Consider the following 23,360-nt stretch of genomic DNA (forward strand, 5'->3'; position numbering starts at 1 on the left):
TCGAAACGGTTCAAGCTGGCCTGCCGGCGCCTGGGGCTCAACGCCCGCGACGCCAACCTCAACTGCGCCGACTTCAAGCCCCCTCCAGCACTTGGCGATCAGCTGACCATGTTTTGACCGTTCCGTCCCGCATGGAAGCGATCCGGCCCGCTCCGAGTTGATCGGTCGGCCCTCGCCGGGCTACCCTCCGCCGCCTGAACACGCCCGTACGGGTGTCGCAAATCCGGGCCGCGGTTCGAAGGTCGAGGGAGACGGGGTGATGGCCACGATCGGTGAAGTCCTGGCCATCGCCTTCGACGAGCATCGCGCCGGCCGCGTTTCCGAGGCGGCCATTCTCTATCGCCGGGTCCTGGAAGCCGACCCGGCGACCCCCAACGCCTTGTATCTGCTCGGCATGGTCGAGTGGCAGAGCGGCCGGCCGGCCGCATGCCTGAGTCTGATCGGGCGCGCGCTTCGGCTCACCCCCGGCTGGATCGAGGCGCGCGTCAACCGGGCCATCATCCTGGACAAGACCGGCCATCCCGCGCGGGCCACCGCCGACTGGCGGCGGCTGACCCTCTTCGATCCGGGCCATCCGCAGGCCTGGCGCAATCTCGGCGACGCCTTCCAGGCCCAGGGCGATGCCGGCACGCCGCAAGCCGTTCACGCGCTGCGCCGTGCCGCCCGCCTCGATCCCGGTTTGGCCGAGGCCCATCACGATCTGGGGGTGGTTCTCCGTCGCGCCGGCGAACTCGACGAGGCGGTGGACAGTCTGGTCCGCGCCATCGCAGTCAAGGCCGATCTGGCGCCCGCCCACATGAACCTGAGCAACACCCTGCTCGAACGCGGCGATGACGCCGCAGCCCAGGCCAGCCTGCGGCGCGCGCTGGCTCTCAGCCCGTCCAGTCCGGAATACTGGTACAATTTCGGCAACGCCCTGTACGCCCATGGCGATCCCCTACGGGCTCTGCGCGCCTACCGGCGGTCAGCGCGGCTGGGGCTCGCCCTTGCCCATCTGCGGGTGGCAACGGTGCTGAGCGATCTGGACCGCTTGGCGGAGGCCCAGGCGGAACTGATTGAAAGCCTGCCGAGCCCCGGCGTCGATGTGTCCCTCAGCATCGAGTTGCTGAGCAACCTCTTCCTGCGCAGCGACCGGCTGGCCGAAGGGCGGGCGTTCTTCGCCCGCCTGGCCTCGACGCCGCTTGGCGGCGTGACCTATCGCGGGGAATGCCTGACCGCGCTCGCCGCGCTCGACCTGCGGGACGGCGCCCCCCGGGCGGCCCGCGACCGGCTGGCGGCGGTCCGCGGGGACAACGGCTGGTTCTTCACCGTGAAGTCGCTCGCCGCCTTGCGCGCGACCCTGGCCGATCAGGGGCTTCAACTGGTCCGCCCCGCAGCCGTGGGGGCGGACGGCGGGGACCGGCCCCCGCGCGTGACCTCGTCGTCCTTGGCCACCCGGGGCCGCTTCGCCCACACCGTCCTGGAATACATCCTGGTCCGGCTCTACGCCGAGAAGCACGGCTTCGTGCTCGAGACGCCCGACTGGGTGGGCGGCGCCTTCTTCGAGCTGAACGACCCGCCGCAGAGCGGTCCGCTGCCGCCGCTGCTGTTTTCCCGCCGCATCCTCAACGAGCTGGTGAGCGGCAGCGCGGAGCGGGCGCCGATCGCCGACCGCGACATCCTTTCGCCCCTGTTCCTGTTCGAGCACAAGCAGGCGTACCGGCAACGGGTCCAGTCCTGGCTGACGCCGCGCCGGGTCTGGGAGCCCCACCTCGCACCGGCGATCGAACGGTTGCGGTCGGCGGGAAACACGGTGGTCGCGCTCCACATCCGGCGCGGCGACTTCGTGACGTGCAACTATCCGATCACCGAGACCGCTTGGTACGTCGACTGGCTGCGCGTGTGGTGGCCGCGCCTCGACCGGCCGGTGCTCTATGTGGCGAGCGACGACGTCGCGGCGGTCCGCCACGCCTTCGCGGAGTTCCATCCCCTGACGCGGGCCGATGTCGTCGAGGAGTGGGCGGGGCTGGATTTCCTTCAGGATTTCCACGTGCTGATGAACGCCGACGTGGTCGGCACCAGCGCCGCCAGCGGCTTCAGCGTCCTCGCCGCCCGCCTCAACACCCGCGCCCGCCTGTTCGTCGAGCCGGACGTCGCCGCCCGCAGCATCCGGCCCTTCGAACCCTGGACGCCATGAAGCTGAAGCCCTGACGCCGCCTGCGACAGGTTACAGGAGGGAACGGGCGAGGGCTTGCAGAGCGGCGCGGACACAGCCGACGACGGGCGCCCACTCGCCGCGCCGGTTCTGGCGGAACAGGCGCATGGTCGGGTACCACGGCGTGCACATTCCCTGGTCCAGCCAGCGCCAGTCGGGGGCGAAGGGCAGCACCGTCCAGACCGGCCGGCCGAGCGCCCCGGCCAGATGGGCCGGCCCCGTGCAGGAGCTGATGACGAGGTCGAGGCTCGCCATGATCGCCGCGGTGTCGGCGAAGTCGGTGATCTCCGCGCCGAGGTCGATGAAGGACGGCGGCAGCGGCCCGCAGGTCTCCAGGTCCTGCCGTCCCGCTCCCTTCTGCAACCCGAAGACCGTGACGCCCGGAACGTCCAGCAGCGGAAGAAACGCCTTCAGGCGCGGCGAACGGATGTGGTCCGCCTTGAATCCAGGGTTTCCCGCCCAGACCAGCCCCACCCGCAGCCCCGTCCGCTGACCGGCCGGCGTCCCCATGCGCGTCGCCCAGCGTGTCACCAGCTCCGGCTCGGCGCGCAGATAGGGGGTGTCGGCGGGGATCGTGTAGAGCATGGTGCCGAGCCGGTGCGGAAGGCTTGCCAGGGCGACGTGCGCGTCGTGCGGCGGTGGGGTGTCGAACCGGCCGATCACGCCCTCGATGCCCGGCATGGAGGAGAGCAGGCGGACGAGCTGGCTGTTGCACTCCATGAAGACGCGCACGCCCCGCGCCTGAAGCTGCGGGGCGAAGCGGGCGAACATGATCGTGTCGCCCACCCCCTGCTCGTCATGGACCAGAAGGGTCCGCCCGGTGAGGTCGGAGCCGTCCCAGGGGGGTGAGGCGAAGCTGCGCAGGGGCGACGGGAAGTCGGCCATGCGCGAGCGCCATTCGTACTCGGCAAACCCCTCCTCCAGCTCGCCCTTGATCAGCAGCCCGAAGCTCAGCGCGGTGTGCGCCTCCGCCAGGGTCGGGTCGAGGCGGACCGCGGCCCGCGTCAGGGCGATCATCTCGTCGATCCGCATCAGGTCGCGGGCGGCGAGCCCGAGGTTGAGGTGGGTGTGCGCGGCGTCCGGCTGCATCGCGATGGATTGCCGGAAGCAAGCCACCGCCTCGTCGAGCCGCCCGAGATCCTGAAGCGTGACGCCCAGGTTGTTGAGGACGCCGGGATCGCCCGGCGCGAAGCCCAGCGCACAGCGGTAGTAGCGGACCGCCTCCTCGGCCCGGCCGAGACGGCGGTGGGCCATGCCCAGGTTGGCGTAGGCGGCGACCGACGACGGCGCCATGCCGAGGAGCAGCATCAGCTCCTCGATCGCCTCCTCGGCGCGCCCGTCCAGGATGAGCGCCTGCGCCAGCAGAAGCCGCTGGTCGGTCAGCCGCGGCTTGAGGCGCAGCAGCCGGCGCAGCGCGGTTGCGGCGTCGCCGTGCCGGCCCTGGTCCGACAGCACGTTCGCGAAGTTGTTGAGCGCGTCGGCGGAACCGGCGTCCAGCGCCAGGGCCCGCCGGCAGGATGCCTCGGCCTCGTCGCGCCGGCTGAGCCGCCGCAACGCGCTGGCGAGGTTGGAGAAGCAGGCCGCGTTGTCGGGGGCGGAGCGGATGGCCTGCGTCATCCAGTCCACGGCCTCCGCCGGCTTGCCACCCTGCAACGCCAGGGCCCCCAGGAGATGCAGGGCGTCGGGGTGACGGGGGTGGTCGGCGAGAACCCGCCGGTACGCGCTTTCCGCTTCGGCCAGCCGGCCGGCACCGTGGTGGGCGAGGCCCGCCGCGACGAGCGCGGCTGGGGCGGGGCGATCCATGGTGGCATTGGTGGGGAAGGCCATGCGTCCGTGCTTTGTGCGTTCGTTCGGGGGGCGATCAGATCAGGACCGGGGCCGCCCAGGGGTCGTAGGGGACCAAGGCCCGGCGCGTCGGGTCCGGGCGATGGAAACCGTCGGCGTTGCGGTTCAACATGGTCGCGACGAATGAGAAGGAGCTGTTGGAAATGGCAACCCGATCGGCGTGGCAGAGGACATGGAAATCGGTGAAGAACTCGGCACCTGAAATCGGCTCGGCGAGATCGCGGGCGGTGACGGGGCGGTAGGCGGCAAAGGCCGGCACCTCGGCGGGGTCGTCGGTCGCGATGAACAGGACAGGCCGGTCGAGCGTCGACCAAACGGTTTCCAGCCAGCGCAGGTACCAGGACACCGGGGCGATCCAGAACCGCCCCCAGCCGAAATCCCCGCGCCGGAGGTGCAGCGCCACGACGGTGCGGCCGGTGTCGCGCAGACGGCCGAGCAGTGCATCCGCGTGGGGTTGGAGGTGGCGGCCCGGCGTGAACAGCGCGCGGAACTCCTCCTTGAACGGTGCCAGAGGCGTGGTGTCGCCGCAGAAATAGCCGGACACGTCGCGGTTTGACAGGACGGCGGCGCGCTCGCCACGGAGGGAGGCGGTCAGGGCGGCTTCCCCCTCCGCTTCCGCCACGCGCGGCAGCGCCGGACCGGGCAGCGGGTCGTCATGGTCGTACAGGTGGCGGCCGAGCCATCGGGGAACCTCCAGGGTGAGGCCGTGCCGGGCGGCGTAGAGGCGCAGGGCGCCGTACTGGAGAAGCTGGTTGCCGAACCGACCATTGAGCCCGAGGACGGTCGAGGCGAGGCGGCGACCCGGCCCGCCCGCCGGGGCGGGTACCGGTGGCGGCCCCCATCGGCGCGTCAGGAGACTCACCGCGCGGCGTGTGAAGGCTTCACCAAATCCGGGGTTGCAGTGAATGGCCCGCTCCCAGGCCACCAGCGCCTCGTCGAGGCGGCCGAGCGCTTCCAGGGCTCCGGCCAGCGCCGCGTGGCCGCCGTACAGCTCCGGGCTGAGCCGCAGCGCCCGGCGGGCATGCTCCGCCGCGCCCGCCCCGTCGCCGAGAGACAAGGCGGCGTCCGCATAGTCCGCGTTGAGTTCGGCCCGCATCGGGTCCAGCCGGAGCGCCCGCCCCAATTCCCGCCCCCCCTGCCCGTCGTGACCGAGCCGCCGGTTCGCGCGGCCCAGCAACCACTGGGCGTTGGTGAGGCTAGGCTGGAGCGTCAAGGCCCGGCGCAGCCGGGGGACAGCCTGGGCATAAGTGCCGGCGTCGAACAGCATGGAGCCGAGATTGCACCATGCGGCGGCGGCGGTGGGATGAAGGCATGTCACCGCTCGGAAGGCCGTCAGCGCAAGCCGGTCGCGCCGAAGCCGGTGCGCGAGCAATCCCAACTCGAACCAAGCCTCGGCGCGACCGGGGTCCTCGGCGGCAGCGCGCGTCAGCGCGTCCGTGGCGCGGTCGAACTGCCCGGCCTGGATGGCGTCCTTCGCCATCGCGACGAGGTCGATGGCGCGCGGGGTGTCCGGACTTTCCGAAAGGGGCGCCAAGAAGGGCTCAGGCGGACTCTCGGTCTCCCCCTGCGCCGAGAGGAACGGTGGTCCGTTCCAACCGCCGGCGCGCAGAAGCGCGGATCGCCGGGCTTTCGAGGCGTGGATGCGGCGGTGGGTCAGGATCTCGATCGCGACGAAGCGGGGGTCGGACGCTGCCCGTTCCTCCGGCTTGGCGCCGCTGGTCATCGTCTGGCGCTGCCGCGCCAGGGCGTTGTCCGCCCGCATCGTGTAGTAGACCGTCTTCTCCGCGATCCGGATTCCGCCGAACATGCTGTGGAGCGCCCGGCCGTAGGCCACGTCGTCGGCCACGGCCGGGTGGAACGGCGCCTCCTCCGGGAAGCCGCCGATCAGGTCGTGGCAGACGCGCCGTACGCAGAGGTTGCAGGGATAGCTCAGCTCCGACGCCTCTCGCCACGCAGGGGTGATCTCATGGTCGATGCTGTCGAACTGCATCCCGGTGCGGACGAATCCCGCCTGGGGGGTGTGGTCCAGCGCCATCGCCGTCAGCACGAAATGGCGCTCGAAAAAGTAGTCGTCGGCATCGAGGAACCAGATGTACCGGCCATGCCCTGCGGCGGCGCCGATGTTGCGCGACCGGCCCGCCCCCTGGTTGCGGTTGTTCGCGATCAGCGCGACGCTCTGCTCCGGATGAGCCCGCGCCCAGCGCAGGACCCGCGACGCCGTCTCGTCGGGGGAGGCGTCGTCCACCACGCAGACATGGACCCGCGCCTGCGGGTCCCGCACCGTCTCGCGGTAGACGCGGGCCGCCGCGGCGACGCTGTCGAGCGCCCGCTCGATGGTGTCCTCCATCCGGTGGGCGGGGATCACCACGGTGCCGAGAAAATCGGTGTCGGCCTTGTGGCGCGCGATCCCCCGCAAGGCGACGCCCAACCCGCAATCCCCGGAGCCCGCAGCCGCGTGCAGCCGTTCGGCCTCCGCGTCGCGGCCCTGGACCAGCCGCACGACACCCAGGGCGCGCGCCAAGCTCCCCTGTGGCGGCACGATGCGCGCCAACGGTTCCAGCAGCGCCGCCGCCGCGTCGGCCGCCCCGTCCTGCACGCGCGCCAAAGCCCGGTTGGCGGCGAGGCTCAGGGGCTCGCCGATTTGCCGACCGAGCGCCTCAAGGTCGCCGTGCAGGCGGGCGGCTCGGACGAACAGCGCGATCATCCGCAGGTCGTCGCCCGCCGCGCGGGCGGCAAGCGCCGCATACTGCCACGCGACCGCATCCGCTGGATCGTTCGCCAGCGCCCGCCGGTGGAACGGGGTGCCGCCAGAGTCCTGCGCATCCAACGCCATCGCTAGGCCACCGCCGTCACGAAGGTCTCGGCGAAGGCGCGCCACGTTCGCTCGCCGCGCAAAAAGGCCCGCGCCTTGTCGGCGCGGGAAAGGGCGGCGGCGCGGTCGGTGTAGAGGGTTTCGAGGTGGGCGACGGCCTCCTCGACCGACGATTCCCCCCAGCCGCGGCGCCGGCCGGCGGGGTCGGGCACCGGGACCTGCCGGGACAGCGGCAGGCAGTTGCCGTCACGGATCAGGTCGAGATGGCCGGTGTTGGCCGACAGGATGATTGGCACGCCGCAGGCCATCGCCTCCATGGCGACGAGGTTGGTCGCCCCTTCGCAGCGGTTGGGAAAGAGGGCGGCGTGGCATTCCGCCAGGATGGCGGCGATCTGGCCGCGCCCGAGAAATCCCATGTCGACGAAGCCCTCCGGCGGCACGCCGCAGTCCATCGCCCATTCCACGATGCGCAGCTTGCCGTTGTCGCCAACGGCGGGGGCGGAGGGCACCAGGGGGGACTCGGCGATGTCGGCGGAGGTGTGCGGCCAGGGGTTGTGCCACGCGGTGACCAGCAGCGCGTCGGGATGGCGCTCATGGAACCGGCGGAAGGCGGCCAGCACGATGTCCTGCCCCTTGCGGAATTCCACCTTCCCACCGGCGAAGACGACGAAGCGGTCGCCGAAGCGCCGGGCCGGCGGGACGGGCGCCAGCTCGTCCGGGTCCACGCCCTGGAAGGCGCAATCGACGTCGGTGATGCCCTGTTCGGCCAGCAGCGCCCTGTTGTATTCGGAATGGACCACGATCCGGTCGTAGCTCCGCGCGCGGCGCAACGTGTCCTCGTCGAACAGGGTGTCCTCGAAGGCGATGACCCCGACGTTGCGGCTGCCACGGAACCGGGCGGACAGCGGACCCGCGACGAAGCCATTGCCAAGCGCGTGCAGAACGGTGCAGTCGTTGAGTCCGAGCATCCGGTTGCCCGACCGGTCGGCGATGGCGGTGATCTGCTGGTGGCCGTCCATCAGGCTTTCCAGCCTTTTCCGGTTCTCCGGCCGCATGGTGGACAGAAGCGGCTTTTCCAGCAGGAGCGGCGGCCGTCCCCGGTCGATCAGATGCAGCGCCGTGTGGACGCCGACCAGACCCCAGCCGTGAATCTCCGAAAGCTGCCACGTCAGCGCCAGATTCTGTTCCGCGCACGGCTTTCCCATCAGGGCCATCGCACTTCAAATCCCCTCTCCCCCCCAGGGAGAGGGTTAGGGTGAGGGGGTTGCGCTTTTGCCGAACATACCAAGATGGCGGGACCCCCTCACCCTGCCTTCTCCCCAGGGGGAGAGGGTTTAAACGGCCAAAGGCGATTGCCTTGGCCTTGTGTTAGGATAGCAGAACGCGGACGCCGCCATCCAGCCCGAGCCGCCGTCCAGCCCGAGCCAGCATGACCGTCAAAATCGCCTTTCTCGACCCGGCGGGTGGGGACTACACGCCGGACACGCCACGCTTTCGCCCTCTCGGCGGTTCGCAATCGGCCCTGTGCTACCTCGCGGAGGCGCTGGCCGCCGCCGGGCTGGAGGTCACGCTGGTCAACGGCACCCGGACAGCGGGCGTGGTGCGCGGGGTGCGCTGCCTTCCCGCCGGCGCGATGCCCTGGGAAGGCGTGCGGGCCTTCGACGTCGTGGTGCTGCTCAACGGCTGCCCGACGGAGGCGCTGACCCGCCTGCGCGCGGCGCTCGACGGCGGCCGGAAGCTGATCCTGTGGATGCAGCACGCGGTCGATCAACCGGCCGCGCAGTGTCTCGCGGAGCCGCAGGCGCGCGCCTGCTGGGACGGCTACGCCTTCGTCAGCCGCTGGCAGATGGACGGCTATCTCCAGGCGTTCGGCCTCGACCGGCGGCTCTGCCGGATCCTGCGCAACGGCATCGCGCCGGCCTTCTCCGGCTTGTTTCCGGCGGGGGCCGACATCGTGGCGGCGAAGCCGTGGCCGCCGGTCCTGGCCTACACCAGCACACCCTTCCGTGGCCTCGACGTGCTGCTCGACAGCGTTCCCCGTCTGCGGGCGGCGATCCCCGGAACCACCGTCCGGGTGTTCTCCAGCCTGGAAGGCTATCAGGTCCCCGCGGACCGGGACCCCTACGGCGCTCTCTACCAGCGCTGCCGCGAGACCGAGGGCGTGGACTATGTGGGGGCCGTCTCCCAAGGCGCCCTGGCCGAGGCATTGCGCGACGCGACCAGCCTCGCCTACCCGAACCGCTTCGCCGAGACGTCCTGCATCGCCGTCATGGAGGCGCTGGCCGCCGGGTGCCTCGTCGTGTCCAGCGCGCTGGGGGCGCTGCCGGAGACCACGGCCGGATTCGCCCGGCTGATCCCGGTCCCGCCGGACCCGGCGGACCACGCCGTCCGCTTCGCCGAGACCGCCAGCGCAGCCCTCGTCCAGTGGCACGACGATCGGGCGACCATCGGCCCCCGGCTTCGCGAACAGGTGGACCACGTCACCACCGCAATGACCTGGGCCGGACGGGCCGGGGACTGGCTGGCGTGGCTTGATGATCTGAGGGACGCCTCAAGGAACGGCTCCGCACCGGGCACGGCGACGTCGGCCGTCACCACCAGTCTGTCCGAAGCGCAGCAGCGCCTGCTGGGCGCGCTGGGCACCCACCTGAACGCCCGCCCACAGGACGGGGAGGAACAGGCTTGGCGGGCCGAGGCGCGGGCGCTGATCGCGCTGATCGAGCAGTCCCTGCGGCTCGACCACAACACGGAGGAGAACCGGTCGGCCGTCTGGACGACGTTGCGGGGGTTCGACGCCTGGTTCGCCTATGTCACGACGCTGACGGACACGCCGCCGCCCGCGGCCCCGCCACCCGGCGGGCGGCGGATCTACGACTGCTTCCAGTTCTACAACGAGCTGGACCTCCTGGAGGTGCGGCTGGCCGAACTGGACGCGGTGGTCGACCGCTTCGTCCTGGTCGAGGCGACCTTCACCCACGCCGGCGATCCCAAGCCCCTCCATTACGCGGAGAACCGCGCGCGCTTCGCGGCCTACGCCGACAAGATCATCCACGTCGTCGTCGACGACGATCCCGGCGGCTTCGCGTGGCAGCGCGAGGCCCACCAGCGCGACGCGATCATCCGCGGGCTCGACGGCTGCGACCCGACGGACATGATCGTCGTCTCGGACGCCGATGAAATTCTCCGGCCCTGGGTGATGGAGCAGCTGCGCCGGGAGCCGGACGACGGACGCTCGCTGTTCGCGCCCCACCTCGACATCTTCCTCTATTTCCTCGATCTCAAATCGCCGGACCCCTGGGTGTCGGTGGCCGCCGCTCCCTGGGAGCTGATCCGCCGGATCGGCGCCAACCGCGCCCGCTACCTGACCAAGCTGGGGCATGGGCGGGTCGTCCCGGACGCCGGCTGGCACTTCACCTGGATGGGCGGGATCGAGCGCTTCCGCGCCAAGCTGCAGGCCTTCGCGCACCGCGAGATGATCGCGGCTTTCGATCAGGACCCGGCGGCGAACCAGGAACGGCTGGACCGCTTCTACGCCACCGGACGCTTCGACGGCGGCGCCGTTCCCGGTATGTGGACGTCCCTCGCCCCCGTCCTCATCGACGCCGGCTTCCCCCGGTTGATCCGCGAGCGGATCGACCATTTCCGCAAGCTCGGCTGGATCTCGCCGGACGTCCCGCCGCCGATCCCGGACGAGCCGGTGGAGGACAGCGGGTCGGACCACCGTCTTGCGGTGGTTCGCGACCCCGCGTCCATCGACGCGTTCCATGCCCTGGCGATGGAGAGGCTCGGCCGCAACGCGCAGGAGGAAGCGGTCGGGCCGTTGCGCCGCTGCGTCGTCCTCGATCCGTTCGGCACCTTCCACCGCTTCCATCTCGCCCACGCGCTGTTGATGCGCCAACGCCACGGCGAGGCGGAAAGCGTGCTGCGGGACCTGATCCGCCTCGCCCCCGACGACCATCGCGCCTGGGCCAATCTGGGCATCGCGCTCAAAAATCTGGGCCGTCACGACGAGGCGGTCTGCGCCGGCCGCCTGGCGCTGGCACTGGCCCCGGCCGAGCCCGGCGTGCTCAGCAACCTGGGTCTGGCACTCTCCCTCCGGACCGGCGGGGACGCAGAGGCGGCCCGCATCCTGCGCCGGGCGGTGGCGACCGACCCGGACTTCACGTCGGCCCGGCTGAACCTCGGGCTGGTGCTCCGCAAATTGCGGCGCATCGGGGAGGCGGAGGCCCAGTGCCGCCACGTCATCGACCGCGATCCTCGCCATGCCGAGGCGCACACCCTGCTGGGCACCTGCCTGCTGCTCCGCGGCGAGTTGGATGCAGGGTTTCGGGAATACGAATGGCGGACCCGTCTGGCCGACCGTCAGGTCACGCCGCGCGGCCTGCCGACCCCGCTCTGGGAGGGCGGGAACCCGGAGGGCCAGACGATCCTGCTGCATGACGAGCAGGGGCTCGGCGACGGAATCCAATTCGTCCGCTACGCGCCCTTTCTGCGCCACCGGGGCAGCCGCGTGATCGTCGAGTGCAACGACCTGCTCGTGCGCCTGTTCGCCACGCTCCCCGGCGTAGACCAAGTCATCGGACGGTCCGACTCGCCGCCGCCGCACGACGCCCATGCCGCACTGCTCAGCCTGCCGCACCGCTTCGGCACCACGCTGGCGACCGTCCCGGCCGAGGTTCCCTACCTCCACGCCGAACCGGAACGGGTCGAATTCTGGCGGCGACGGCTGGGTCCGCATCCGTCGGCAGGTGGAGGGGCGGCGCGGTTGCGGGTGGGACTGGTGTGGGCCGGCAACCCCGAGTTCAAAGACGACCGCCGGCGCTCGCCGGGGCTGGACGCCCTGCGGCCGCTGCTCGACGTTCCGGGCGTTGTGGTCTTCGGCTTGCAGAAGGGGGCCGGGCGGCGGGATCTGGAACGCTGCGCACCGCTGCCGCCGTCCTTCACCGACCTCGGCGCGGAGATCGCCGACTTCGCCGACACCGCGGCGATCATGGCCAACCTCGACCTCGTCATCAGCTCCTGCACGGCGCCGGCCCATCTGGCCGGGGCGCTCGGCCGCCCGGTCTGGACGCTGCTGCCGGACATCGCCGACTGGCGCTGGCTGGAGCGCGGCGACACTACGCCGTGGTACCCGACCATGCGCCTGTTCCGGCAGGCGGTGCCGGGCGACTGGGAGTCCGTCGCCGCCGCCGTGCGGGCGGCGCTGGAACAGGTGGTGGCTACAGGGGCGGCACCGTGAAGGACTGGGGCGGCAGGCCGGCGGCGTGCCGTTCCCACATCGTCCGGTAGGCGTGTTCCAGATGGCGGGTGAAGCGGGGGCTGTCGAACAGCGGCGCCGTCGCCCGCGCGGCGACGAGACGGTGACGGAAGCCGACGAGGACCGCCGGTTCGCCGGCCAGCCGCACCGCCAGCGCTTCGTAATCGTCCAACGTGGTGGTGACCGTCTCGGGCAGGCCGACGGCGCTCAGCAGGCCGGCGGCGACGCGCGACGCAAAGGTTCCGCCCATCCGCGTCACCACCGGCAGGCCCATCCACAGGGCGTCTGAAACGGTGGTGTGGCCGGTGTAGGGAAAGCTGTCGAGAAACAGGTCGGCCAAACGGTAGCGGGCGAGGTGCTCGGCCTGCGGCCTGTGGGGCGCGAAGACCAGGCGGTCGGGATCAACCCCGCGCCGCGCCGCCTCGCGCCGGAGGTTGTCGGCACTCTCACGGCCGGCGCGCTGCAACCACAGCACGCTCCCCGGCACCCGTGCCAGCACGCGCATCCACACCCCGAACATCGAGGGGGTGATCTTGAACGGCGCGTTGAACGCGCAGAAGACGAAGCCGTCCGGCGGCAGGCCGCAGGCGGCGCGGTCCGGGACGGGCGCGTCCAGCGGCCGGCACCGGTCATTGGCCTGATAGGAATCCGGCAGGATCACCAGCCGCTCCCGGTAGTGCGGCTGATGCTCCGGCGGCGTGACGAAGCGGTCGCCGATCACGTAGTCCATAACGTCGCTGCCCATTGTTCCGGGATAACCGAGATAGGCGACTTGGACCGGCGCCAGCCGGCGCGCCAGAAGATCGAAGCGGACATGCCGCGTGTAGCCCTTCAGATCCACCAGGATATGGACGCCCTCGGCCGTGAGCCGCGCCTGCACCGCGTCCGGATCGGACCCGCGGATGTCGTGGAAGGCGTCGAAGGCGGCCTCCAGCCGGCGGCGCATCGGACTGCCGTCGTCGGGACCGTAGGAACAGGCGACGACGCGGAAGCGGTCGCGGTCGTGCAGCTCGAAAAGCTCGGCCGCCAGATAGGCGGTGGCGTGCTCGTGGAAGTCGGCGGAGAGGTAGGCGACGGTGATCCGGCCGCCATCACCGGAGGGGGCGCCGAGGGGACGCGCCACTGGAACGGTCGCTGCGGCTTGCGGAAGCGCCGCCGGTTGCACCACCGCGCGGTGGAAGTGGCGGGCGGCGCGGTCCTGCTGCGCCGCGCTGGTGTCGATCATCAGGGTGAGCAGCGGCAGGGCGATTCCCCGGCCGCTGTCGATGACCGCCAGGATCTGCCGGCACAGATCGTCGTACGTGTTCCAGTCGCAGTGCGAGAGGGCGGCGAACAGCCGGTCGCCGAGGGATTCGGTGCGGCTGGGGTCGAGCCGGTACGCCCGCCCGTAGGCGGCGGCGGCCGCACCCAGTTGGCCCTCGTCGCGCAGCGTGTGGCCGCACTCGCGCCACGCCTCGGCGTCGTCCGGCGCCTGGGCGACCGCCCGGCGATGAACGGCGCGTGCCTCCGCGATCCGGCCCAACTCTCGGAGCATCGCGCCCAAGGTCACGATCCGCTCAGCGTCAGCCTGTCCGGGGGCCAGCCGGATCGCCCGCGCCTGAAGCGCCGCCGCCTCGGCAAGGCGGCTCCGGCCCCGCAGCAGCAGCGCAAGATTGAAGAAGGCATCCGCCAGATCCGGCTTCAGCGCGAGGGTGATGGCGAGGTGGCGTTGCGAGTCCTCGACCCGGCCCAGCGCGAACGCGGCGACGCCCAGAAGGAAGGAGGCGCCATGGTGGTCCGGCCTGACGGCCAGGATCGCGCGGCACACCGCACCGCAGTCGGCGTGCCGGCCGTCCTGATGGAGCATCAAGGCGTAGCCCAGCGCTTCGGCGGGGGACGCGAAATGCCGGGCGGGGGTCATCCGTGGAGGCGTGCGGCGCGTGAATTCATCGGGAAAAGGGTTACCATCGGGCGCAACATTTCCAAACCCATTTGCCGGGTCGACCGATTGGATGGAGAGGGTGGGTGATAGAGGGAGCGTTCGACGGGTCCGGCGAGGCTTTTGACCGATGCTTCGGCTCCGGCGTGAGTCATGTCGAAGCCGAATCGCTGGACGAAGCGGCTTGCTCCTTCCGAACGGCGGTGGCGATCCGGCCGGACCATCCGGTGGCATGGTTCGTCCTGGGGCTGGTGCTGCGCGGCCTCGGCCGCCTGAACGGTGCGGCGGTGGCGCTGTGGGCCGCCCTTCGCCTCCGGCCGGACGATGCCGACACATTGTTCCAATGGGCATCGCTGCTGATCGACCGCCATCTGGCCGAGGAGGCGGTGGCGCCGCTACGGCGGCTCGTGGCGTTGCGGCCGGGCTACCCGGAGGCGGCGTTCAACCTCGGCAACGCGCTGATGGCCGTGGACGAGCCCGAACGGGCCGAAACCGCCTACCGCTTGGCCGTGTTGCTGGAACCGGGCGCGGCGGCAGCCAACAACAACCTGGGCGCGGCGATCCTGTCCCAATGCCGGCCGGAGGCGGCGGCCGTGAGCTACCGGCGGGCCGTCCGGCTTGAGCCGGGGTCCGCCGAACATCACAAGAATCTCGGCGTCAGCCTGCTCACCGCCGGGAACTTCGCGGAAGGCGCGCCCGAGTACGAATGGCGCAGCCGGCAAGCCGTCTGGCAATGGAACCGAAACTGTCCCGGCACGCCGTTGTGGGACGGCGGCCCGCTCGCCGGCAAGACCATCCTGGTCCATTTCGAACAGGGGCTCGGCGACACCGTGCAGTTCATCCGCTACATGGCCGTGCTCAAGGCCATGGGGGCCCGCACGGTCTTCGAATGCCAGCCCCCGCTCAAGCGCCTCCTCGCCGGCGTTCCGGGCATCGACGCACTGGTGGCGCGCGGCGAACCGGTTCCCGAAGCCGACTGCCACCTGCCCCTGATGAGCCTGCCCCATCGCTGCCGGACGACGGCGACGACGATTCCCGGCGGCGTTCCATACCTGCGGGCCGATCCGGACCGTGCGGCGTTGTGGCGGCGGCGGATCGCCGAGGCGGGGCAACGGGACGAATTCCGGGTGGGCATCCAGTGGCGCGCCGCGGGGGCCGACCGCTCGATTCCGCTGGATCGCTTCGCGCGCTTGTCGCACCTTTCCGGGGTGCGGCTGTACAGCCTGCAAAAGGCGGACGGACCCGGCCGATGGGAGCGCCCCGATGACAGGCAGGGGATCGTCTCGCTGCCGGGCAGGGACGGGAAAGGTGAGGATGAAGGGTTTCTCGATACGGCCGCGATCATCGACGGCATGGACCTGATCGTCGCCTGCGATTCCGTGGTCGGCCACATCGCGGGCGCCATGGGGCGCCCCGTGCTCCTGGCCTTGCCGTGGCTGGGGGACTGGCGCTGGATGCGCCTTCCCGACCGCACGCCCTGGTATCCGGCGACCCGGCTGTTCCGCATGACGCGCCGGAACGACTGGGACGGGGTGATGGACCGGATCGCCGGCGAGGTCGCACGACGCGCCGCGAGGGTGTCATGACGAGCGCCATGACGGGTGGGATCGAAGCGGCGTTCCGGCTTTACAGCGCCGGGCGGCTGGCGGAGGCCATCGACGCCTGCCGGGCCGTGCTGGCGGCGGAGCCGGGGCTGTTCGATGCGCTCAACCTGCTCGGCGCCACGCTGTTCTCGGCCGGCCAGGACGGCGCGGCCAGGGAGGCCCTGTGCGACGCCGTTCGCATCGATCCGGGCCACACCGCCGCGCTGACCAACCTCGGCATCGTCCTGCAACACCGCCAGGAGTGGCCGTCCGCCGCGCGCGTCCTGCGCAGGCTGGCAGTGTTGCAGCCGGAGTCGGCCACCGCCTGCAGCCGGTTGGGCACAGTGTTGCAGGAAATGGGAGACCTGGACGGGTCCGCCCGGCTCCTTGTGCGCGCCGCCCGGCTCGATCCCGGACCAAGCGTGCAATGGTACAATCTCGGTCTGATCAGGATGCTCGCCGGCAACTTCGCGGCTGCGGACCACAGCCTGCGCCGGGCGATCGGCTGTGCACCCGAGGGTGCGCTCGCTTACGTCCAACTCGGCGAGACGCTGCTGCGGCTCGGTCGGCTGAGCGACGCCGCCGTGGTGTTCCGCCGCGCGCTCCGGCTCGACCCGACCGCCTCCGGGGCGGTCAACGGCTTGGCGCGCTGCGCGCGGTACCGGGCCGCCGCTTCGGCGGCGCACACTTCCGGATCGGGGCCGGGAACGCAACAAGGGCTGGCGGTCCGCGGCGCCTTGGAGAGCGCCACGGGCTACGGCTATTTCTGCCAGCGCTTCATCCGGACGTTGCGCAAGCGGGCCGTGCCCCTCCAGGCGATCGGGATTGCCGGTCCCGAATCCTGGCGGGAGGAGGATCTCGACCCGCCGGTTCCCGCCAAGGCCCTGGTGAACTTCCTCATCCCCCTGGCGGTCGAACGGGTGCCCGGTCTGGCATCGGTGACCTTCTCGATGTTCGAGGGAACTCGCATACCCCCGGCATGGCGTCGCCAGTGCGAGCACAGCGACCTCATCATCGTTCCCACGGAATCGTCCCGCACGGCCTGGGCGGCGCAGGGCTATCCGGATGATCGTCTGCGGGTCTGCCCCTTGGGCGTCGATCCGGAGGACTCCGACAGCGGCGCCCCCGCGCCGACCATGGTCGATCCGCGCGGCCGGCTGGTCTCCAGCTACCGGCACCGCTTCATCAACGTCTCGGATTTCATTCCCCGCAAGAACATCGACGGTTTGCTGCGGGTCTGGTTGCGCAGCACGGCGCGCACCGACGACGCGGTGCTCATCCTGAAGCTGGGCAAGGGCAGCAACCCGGCGTTCGGTGCGGAACTCGGCGAGTTGGTCCGGCGGACGGAAGCCGCCGTCGGGAAGCGGATGGCCGACGCGGCACCCGTGGTGCTGATCAACCAACTCCTGTCGGACGGCGACATGACGGGGCTGCTGCGGGCGGCGACCCATTACTGGAGCATGTCGCACGGCGAGGGCTGGGACCTTCCCCTCTCCAAGGCCGGCGCCATGGGCTTGGGCCTGATCGCGCCGCGCCATTCGGCCTATGTGGATTATCTCGACGACCGGGTGGCCCGCCTGATCCCGGCGGCCGTCCGCCCCGCGCGACTGCCTTACAGCGAGCAGGCCTACCCGCCGTTCCACGGGCTCGACTGGTGGAACCCGGACGAGGACGCCGCGGCCGGCATCCTGACCGCCATCATCCGCGGCGGCGACACCGGCCCCCCGTCGGCCCGCGACCATCTGGTGCAAGGCTTCACCTGGACCCGCGCGGCGGACCGGCTGCTCGCCATCCTCGACGACGCGGGCCTGCGCTGATGGGGAACCCGGCCGAAACGGCGGCGGTGCGGAGCTTCGCCGCCGCCCTGGAGCACCATCGGGCGGGCCGGCTCGACGCCGCCGAGGCCGTTTACCGGGCGATCCTGCGCGACGATCCCGGACACGCCCACGCCAACAACAACCTGGCCATCCTGCTGCGCAGCATGGGGCGGTGGGAGGAAGCCGTCGCCTGCTACCGCCGGGCCGTCGCGGCGCTGCCGGACGACGCGCCGATCCGCAGCAACCTCTCCTGCGCGCTGGCCGACCTCGACCGGCCGGCGGAGGCGCTGGCGGCGGTGCGCGTGGCGCTGTCCCTGTCCCCGGACTACGCCGACGGCTGGTTCAACGCCGGCAACCTCCTGCAGGCGGAGCGGCAATCCGACCGGGCGATCGCCGCCTACCGCCGGGCGATACGGCTGAAGCCCGGCATGGGCGGAGCCCACAGCAACATGGGCGACGCGCACCGGGACCTCGGGGAATCGAGCCGCGCCGTGGACTGCTACCGGGCGGCGATCCAGGCGCAGCCCGACCTGCCGCAACCCGTCGTCAACCTCGGCGAGGCGCTGAAGGAGCAAGGACGGATCACCGAGGCCATCGCGACCTTCCAAAGCGGGATCGAGCGCCATCCCGATCTGGCGCTGCTGCATTCCAACCTGCTGTTTGCCCTGCACTACACGCCCTGGGTGCCGCCCGAGATCATCGCGCGCGCCCACACTCACTGGAACGAGCGGCACGCCCGGCCGCTGATGCCGCGGAACCGGCAATTCTCAAATGACCGCGACCCCGGCCGGCGGCTGCGGGTGGGCTACGTCTCGCCCGACTTCCGCGCCCACGCCTGCGCCCATTTCATCGAACCCCTGCTGCGCGAGCACGACCGCGGCGCGGTGGAGATTTTCTGCTACGCCACCTCGACCCATCACGACGCGATCACCGAACGCTTGAAGGGTCTGGCCGACGGATGGCGGTCACTGGTCGCGCTCGACGACGCGGCCGCCGCCGCGCTGGTCGAGCGCGACCGCATCGACATCCTGGTCGATCTGGCCGGCCACACGGCGCACAGCCGGCCGCTGCTGTTCGCCCGCAAGCCGGCTCCGGTCCAGGTCGCCTGGCTGGGCTATCCCGACACCACCGGCATGACGGCGATCGACCACCGCGTGACCGACGCGGTCGCCGACCCGCCGGGCCTGACCGACGCCTGGCACGCCGAGCGGCTGATCCGCCTGCCCAAGGGGTTTCTCGCTTTCCAGCCGTTGCGTTTCGTCACGGCGCGCGAGGAGCCGCCGGCGCTGGCCAACGGCTTCGTGACCTTCGGTTCCTTCAACAACGCCGCCAAGGTGACGCCGGAGGTGGTGCGGGTCTGGTCGGCCATCCTGGCGCGCGTGCCGTCCGCCCGCCTGTGTCTCAAGAGCCGCGCCTTCGCCGACGCGCCGACGCGCGCGCGCTATCTCCAGCAATTCGCGGGCAACGGCGTGGCCCCCGGCCGTGTCGATCTCCTTCCCCCGATGGATGTGATCGATGCCCATCTGCGGGCCTACGACCGGATCGACATCGGCCTCGACCCATTCCCCTACAACGGCACCACCACCACTTGCGAGGCGCTGTGGATGGGGGTGCCGGTGATCACGCTGGCCGGTCGCCATCACGTCGCACGGGTGGGTGCCAGCCTGCTGTCCCAGTGTGGGCTGGACGAGTTCATCGCGCCGGACGAGGCCCGCTACATCGAAACAGCCGTCGCCCTGGCCGGCGACACGGGCCGCCTGGCTGCGTTGCGCCGCGGCATGACGGGCCGGATGGAGCGCTCCGCGCTCAACGACCACCGTGGCTTCGCGGCGGCGGTCGAGGCGGCTTACCGCGACATGTGGCGGTCCTGGCTCGGGCGTGAGCCGAAAGCGGTGGCGGCGGAGCGCTGAGCGCCGGGCGTGTCACCGGCCGGTGATGCGGCGAACCTCCGCGCGCAGGGCCTCCGCCGCCCGGACGAACACCGGTTCCCAGTCCTGCTCAGGCCCTTGGCGGAACAGCCGCATCGTCGGGTACCAGGGCGTGCGGTCTCCGGAAAAGCCGTAGACCCAGTAGGGGACGTGCTGCACGAGGTTCCAGACCGGCTTGCCGAGGGACCCGGCGAGATGCGCCACGGAACTGTCGGTCATGATGACGAGGTCGAGCTGTTCCAGAATCGCCGCCGTGTCGGCGAAATCGTCCAGGTCGGGGCCGAGCGGCGTCACCAGGCACCCGGCAACGCCACTGTCCGCAAGTTCGGCTTCGGGCGGTCCCTTCTGAAGGCTGTAGAGCCGCACGCCCGGCACCTCGGCAAAGCGCAGGAATCGGGCGAGGCTGGTGGCGCGCCGGCCGTTGTCGGCGAAGGTCACCCGTCCCGACCACACGATCCCGACGCGCAGCGTGCCCGGCTCCCGCGCGCCGAGCCGAACGGCGGCCTTCTCACGGGACGAGTCCGGAACGGTCAGGGTCACCGGTGGCGGGATCGAGGCCAGCGAGGTGGCGAACAGGCCCGGCAGGCTCATCTGCGACGCCTCGACGTCGAAAGCCGGCGGCGGGCTCCCCGGCGGCAGGACGGCGTCGACTCCCAACCCCGACAGCACCCGGCGCAGTTCCGGATGGCACTCGTACAGCACCCGGCCGCCCCGCGCCTTGACCAGCGGCACGTAGCGCGCCGCCAGAATGGCGTCGCCGAATCCCTGCTCGGCGAACAGGAACAGGGCGCGCCCGTCCAGCGGGCCGCCGTTCCAGTCCCGTTCCGACGGCGGCCGGCCATGGTAGGAAGCAAGGCCGCGCCGGGCTTCGTAATCCGCGAAGCCATGGACGTAGTCGCCGATCTGAAGCCGGGCGAGCGCCCGCTCCCAGCGCAACTCGGGGGTGGAGGTCCCGCCCGCGGCCGCCCGCTCGATCATCGCGAGCGTCTCTTTGAAGCGCCCCGCCTTGCGCAGGGCCACGGCGCTGTTGAAAAGGAAGCTCGCGGCGCCGGGATCGAGCCGCAGCGCCTCGCCATGCGCGGCCAGCGCCTCGTCGAACCGGCCGGCCTCCACCAGGGCGTTGCCGAGATTGCTCCAGATGCTGGCGTTCGCGGGCGCAACCTCCAAGCCCCGCCGGTGGCAGGCGATGGCCCCCTCCAGCTTTCCCGCGCGTCGGAGGAGATGGCCGAGCATGCTCCAGGCTCCATCATCGCGGGGATTGGCCGCGAGAAGGGCTTCCAGCCTGGTCGTTGCCTGTGCGTGCTCCATCCTCGTCCCCCGGCTCGCCGTGGCCGAACCGCAGGACCACGCTGCGACCATAGACTCGCGTCATCGCGCGGCTGTCAACCACTCGGCCCCGGGAGACGACGGCGCGATCGCGCGCCCACGCGGGATGGCGCGATCCCTTGGGAATTCACACAACCTATTGCAAATACCCTTAGTTTTTATATGGTCAAATCCCTGAAGTAATTCGTTACAATTCGCGACACTCAGCAACCGACGCGCGACCAAACGAGAGATTTGGGAACAATCAGATGCCATCCCCACAACTCAGTCTCGCAGAGCCTATTTGGCACAACCCATACATCGCGTCGATTTCCTACCGCGGCGCGCATCTGCTCAAGCGGCGCGAGTGAGGCACAAGTAGGCGTAGATGATTTTTTAACTTCAATTACCCACTATTTCGCGGTAGTGGCCGATCGTACGAGAGCCATGACGCTCCGGCCGCCGTGGCGGCAGAGCCTAAAAAACGCCGATGCGAGAGGGATGAGATGGCTGCTGGTGGGACACTGACGCTGACGGGCGGCTCGGACTACGTCTTCTCCTCGACGGAGGCCTGGTCGGGAATCGTCGGCAACGGCAGCACCCAAGGCGTCAGGCTCAACACCCAGGGTCAGACCCTGACCGTGTCAAACCTCGATCGCCTCATTGGCGGCACATCGACCCAGAGGAAGGATGTCGTGACGCTGGCCGGCACGGGCGGCAACACGATCACGGTCCAGGCTCTCGAGACGCTGATCGGGGGGTCCGGCAACGACCGGGTTCTGTTGACGTCCACCGGCACCACCATGGTGGTGGAATCGATCGAGACGATTATCGGCGCGACCACCGGCACCACCCTCATCACGCTGGCCGGCACCACCGGCAACACCATGTCGGTGGCCTATCTGAAATCGCTCGTCGGCAGTGTCGGCAAGGACGTCATCAACCTCAACGCCGCAGGGTCCACCGGTGCCACCATGGCGGTGTCCCTGATGGAGACGCTGATCGGGACCAACGGTCTGGACATAATTGCCACCATTGGGGGCGGCACCAACACGATGTTCTTGCAGGGCATCGAAACTGTCCTCGGAAACGGGGCCGCCGGCAACGATACGGTCATTCTGGCCAGCGGCGGCAACACGATCGGCGTCGCCTTCCTGGAAACCCTGATCGGCGGCACCGGCAACGATATCGCGACGCTGGCCTTCAGATCCGGCACGATCAATATGCAGACCGGCGGTGGCACCGTGGCCATATCGTCGATCGAAACGATCGTCGGTGGAGCCGCCGTCAACGGCGCCGGCGGCAGGAGCGCCGCCATCCTCCTCGACATCGGCAACACCATCACGGTGGCAAGCCTCAGCACCCTGATCGGCGGCGGCGGCAACGACGTTGTCAACATCACGCTCCGGGACGGGAGCCCGATCGTCGGCGACCAGAACATCCCCTGGAGCACCACCGGCAGCACGATGCTGGTGTCGCTGGTCGAGACGATGATCGGCAGCTCCGGCGACGATCTGGTCGTCGCGCTCAACAGCGACGGCATGACCCTGTCGGTTTCGGCGATCGAATCCGTCGTCGGCAAGGCGGGCAACGACGTCGTCGTCCTCGGCGCCGGTGGAAACACCATCCAGGTGGAGGCGTTGGAAACCCTGATCGGCAGCGCCGGCAACGACGTGGTGACGGTGCGCACCAGCCGGGGCGCCACCATGACGGTGTCGGCCGTCGAATCCATCGTCGGCAATGCGGGCACCGACGTCGTCTATCTCGGCGCCGGTGGCAACACGGTCCAGGTCCAGGCGGTTGAAACCGTGATCGGCGGCACCGGCAACGATGTGGTGACCATCACCGACACCGCCGGCACCGTCTTCGTGTCCGGTGTCGAGACCATCTACACGCCCTATCAGACACTGACGCTGAGCGGTACGGATACCTACGTCTCCTTGCCGCCGGTTCCTGCCGACACGACACCGCCGTCGATCACGGCGGTATCGATCCCGGACACGGTGATGAAGATCGGCGACGTGGTGACGGCGACGATCACCGTGGCGTCGGACAGCGACACCTACACGCTGGGCGTCGGCAGCACCATCGGCGGCTTCGCGCTCGGCAACCTGACCAAGATCAACGCGACGACCTACACCGCGACCTTCACGGTGACCAGCGGCGGCACCGACGTCGCGGCGGGTTCGGACGTGCCGGTCAACATCGTGCTGACCGACACCGCCGGCAACTCCAACACCCCCTACACCACGGCGATCAGCCAGAGCGCCGACCGCATCGACGCCAACCGGCCGACCATTGCCTCTGCGGCGGTGAACGGAACGACGCTGACGATCACTTTCGCCGAAGCCATGTCGGCGACCAGCGCCGCCGGCCTGACCGTCACGGTCGCCGGCCAGAGCCGTGCTGCGACCTACGCCAGCGGTTCGGGCACCACCACCCTGACCTTTACCCTGGCCTCGGCGGTCGCTCACGGCGAGACGGTGACGCTCGACTACAACCCCGGCACCGGCACCCTGACCGACACCGCGAGCAACGCCCCGGCCACCGTCACCAACCAGACGGTCACCAACAGCACCTCGGCGCTCGACACGGCGCCGCCGTCGATCACCAGCGTCACCATTCCCAATCAGCCGGCCAAGGTCGGCGACACGGTGACCGTGACCATCACCGTGGCGTCGGACAGCGACACCTACACGCT

The 23,360-nt window shown here is 70.5% G+C and carries 11 protein-coding genes; 6 read left to right on the plus strand and 5 right to left on the minus strand.

Features of this window, described 5'->3' with window-relative positions; translation table 11 throughout:
* Positions 1-259 precede the first annotated feature (259 nt).
* Positions 260-2,176, plus strand: a complete 1,917-nt coding sequence (locus H0B54_RS28765; RefSeq protein ID WP_188263193.1) for a tetratricopeptide repeat protein — start codon at positions 260-262, stop codon at positions 2,174-2,176.
* Positions 2,177-2,206: 30 nt separating this feature from the next.
* On the opposite strand, the gene H0B54_RS28770 is transcribed toward H0B54_RS28765, so the two are convergent.
* Genes H0B54_RS28770 through H0B54_RS28780 form a run of 3 tightly spaced genes read right to left on the minus strand, consistent with a single transcriptional unit; the run spans position 2,207 to position 8,065 of the window.
* Positions 2,207-4,021 (minus strand): tetratricopeptide repeat protein, encoded by a 1,815-nt coding sequence (locus H0B54_RS28770; RefSeq protein WP_211109621.1) that lies wholly within the window; start codon positions 4,019-4,021, stop codon positions 2,207-2,209.
* Positions 4,022-4,055: 34 nt separating this feature from the next.
* Complete coding sequence (locus H0B54_RS28775; RefSeq protein WP_188263195.1) at positions 4,056-6,872, minus strand: glycosyltransferase; 2,817 nt, start codon at positions 6,870-6,872, stop codon at positions 4,056-4,058.
* A gap of 2 nt (positions 6,873-6,874) precedes the next feature.
* Complete coding sequence (locus tag H0B54_RS28780; RefSeq protein WP_246472955.1) at positions 6,875-8,065, minus strand: glycosyltransferase family 4 protein; 1,191 nt, start codon at positions 8,063-8,065, stop codon at positions 6,875-6,877.
* Positions 8,066-8,280: 215 nt separating this feature from the next.
* Between H0B54_RS28780 and H0B54_RS28785 the strand changes: the two genes are divergently transcribed.
* Entirely contained in the window at positions 8,281-12,090 is a 3,810-nt protein-coding gene (locus tag H0B54_RS28785) for a tetratricopeptide repeat protein (protein ID WP_188263197.1), read from the plus strand.
* Here H0B54_RS28785 and H0B54_RS28790 read toward each other — a convergent pair.
* Complete coding sequence (locus H0B54_RS28790; RefSeq protein ID WP_188263198.1) at positions 12,071-14,008, minus strand: O-linked N-acetylglucosamine transferase, SPINDLY family protein; 1,938 nt, start codon at positions 14,006-14,008, stop codon at positions 12,071-12,073. The two genes, H0B54_RS28785 and H0B54_RS28790, sit on opposite strands and share 20 nt — an antisense overlap.
* A 221-nt stretch (positions 14,009-14,229) precedes the next feature.
* Here H0B54_RS28790 and H0B54_RS28795 point away from each other — a divergent pair, with 221 nt between their 5' ends.
* Genes H0B54_RS28795 through H0B54_RS28805 form a run of 3 tightly spaced genes read left to right on the plus strand, consistent with a single transcriptional unit; the run spans position 14,230 to position 19,336 of the window.
* Positions 14,230-15,612, plus strand: a complete 1,383-nt coding sequence (locus H0B54_RS28795) for a tetratricopeptide repeat protein (RefSeq protein ID WP_343069049.1) — start codon at positions 14,230-14,232, stop codon at positions 15,610-15,612.
* The gene (locus tag H0B54_RS28800) at positions 15,609-17,426 is read left to right on the plus strand and encodes a tetratricopeptide repeat protein (RefSeq protein WP_188263200.1); all 1,818 of its coding nucleotides are present in this window, start codon (positions 15,609-15,611) and stop codon (positions 17,424-17,426) included. Before H0B54_RS28795 ends, H0B54_RS28800 begins: the two co-directional genes overlap by 4 nt.
* A complete protein-coding gene (locus tag H0B54_RS28805; protein WP_188263201.1) occupies positions 17,426-19,336 on the plus strand; it encodes an O-linked N-acetylglucosamine transferase, SPINDLY family protein in 1,911 nt (636 codons plus the stop codon). The genes H0B54_RS28800 and H0B54_RS28805 overlap by 1 nt, the downstream gene beginning before the upstream one ends.
* 12 nt (positions 19,337-19,348) lie before the next feature.
* Here the strand turns inward: H0B54_RS28805 and H0B54_RS28810 are convergent, their stop codons facing one another.
* Entirely contained in the window at positions 19,349-20,713 is a 1,365-nt protein-coding gene (locus H0B54_RS28810; RefSeq protein WP_343069050.1) for a tetratricopeptide repeat protein, read from the minus strand.
* A 452-nt stretch (positions 20,714-21,165) separates the two neighbouring features.
* On the opposite strand from H0B54_RS28810, the gene H0B54_RS28815 reads away from it, so the two are divergent.
* The coding region (locus H0B54_RS28815) for a beta strand repeat-containing protein (RefSeq protein ID WP_281390135.1) at positions 21,166-23,360 on the plus strand (2,195 nt) is incomplete at its 3' end.

This window comes from Azospirillum tabaci, assembly GCF_014596085.1.
Taxonomy (GTDB): domain Bacteria; phylum Pseudomonadota; class Alphaproteobacteria; order Azospirillales; family Azospirillaceae; genus Azospirillum; species Azospirillum tabaci.

What these genes read in the sequence shown, in the direction of transcription:
- H0B54_RS28790 (WP_188263198.1), bottom strand. Translation starts at nt 14,008, where the DNA reads ATGACCCCCGCCCGGCATTTCGCGTCCCCCGCCGAAGCGCTGGGCTAC.
- H0B54_RS28785 (WP_188263197.1), top strand. Translation starts at nt 8,281, where the DNA reads ATGACCGTCAAAATCGCCTTTCTCGACCCGGCGGGTGGGGACTACACG.
- H0B54_RS28805 (WP_188263201.1), top strand. Translation starts at nt 17,426, where the DNA reads ATGGGGAACCCGGCCGAAACGGCGGCGGTGCGGAGCTTCGCCGCCGCC.
- H0B54_RS28770 (WP_211109621.1), bottom strand. Translation starts at nt 4,021, where the DNA reads ATGGCCTTCCCCACCAATGCCACCATGGATCGCCCCGCCCCAGCCGCG.
- H0B54_RS28810 (WP_343069050.1), bottom strand. Translation starts at nt 20,713, where the DNA reads ATGGTCGCAGCGTGGTCCTGCGGTTCGGCCACGGCGAGCCGGGGGACG.
- H0B54_RS28800 (WP_188263200.1), top strand. Translation starts at nt 15,609, where the DNA reads ATGACGAGCGCCATGACGGGTGGGATCGAAGCGGCGTTCCGGCTTTAC.
- H0B54_RS28780 (WP_246472955.1), bottom strand. Translation starts at nt 8,065, where the DNA reads ATGGCCCTGATGGGAAAGCCGTGCGCGGAACAGAATCTGGCGCTGACG.
- H0B54_RS28765 (WP_188263193.1), top strand. Translation starts at nt 260, where the DNA reads ATGGCCACGATCGGTGAAGTCCTGGCCATCGCCTTCGACGAGCATCGC.
- H0B54_RS28775 (WP_188263195.1), bottom strand. Translation starts at nt 6,872, where the DNA reads ATGGCGTTGGATGCGCAGGACTCTGGCGGCACCCCGTTCCACCGGCGG.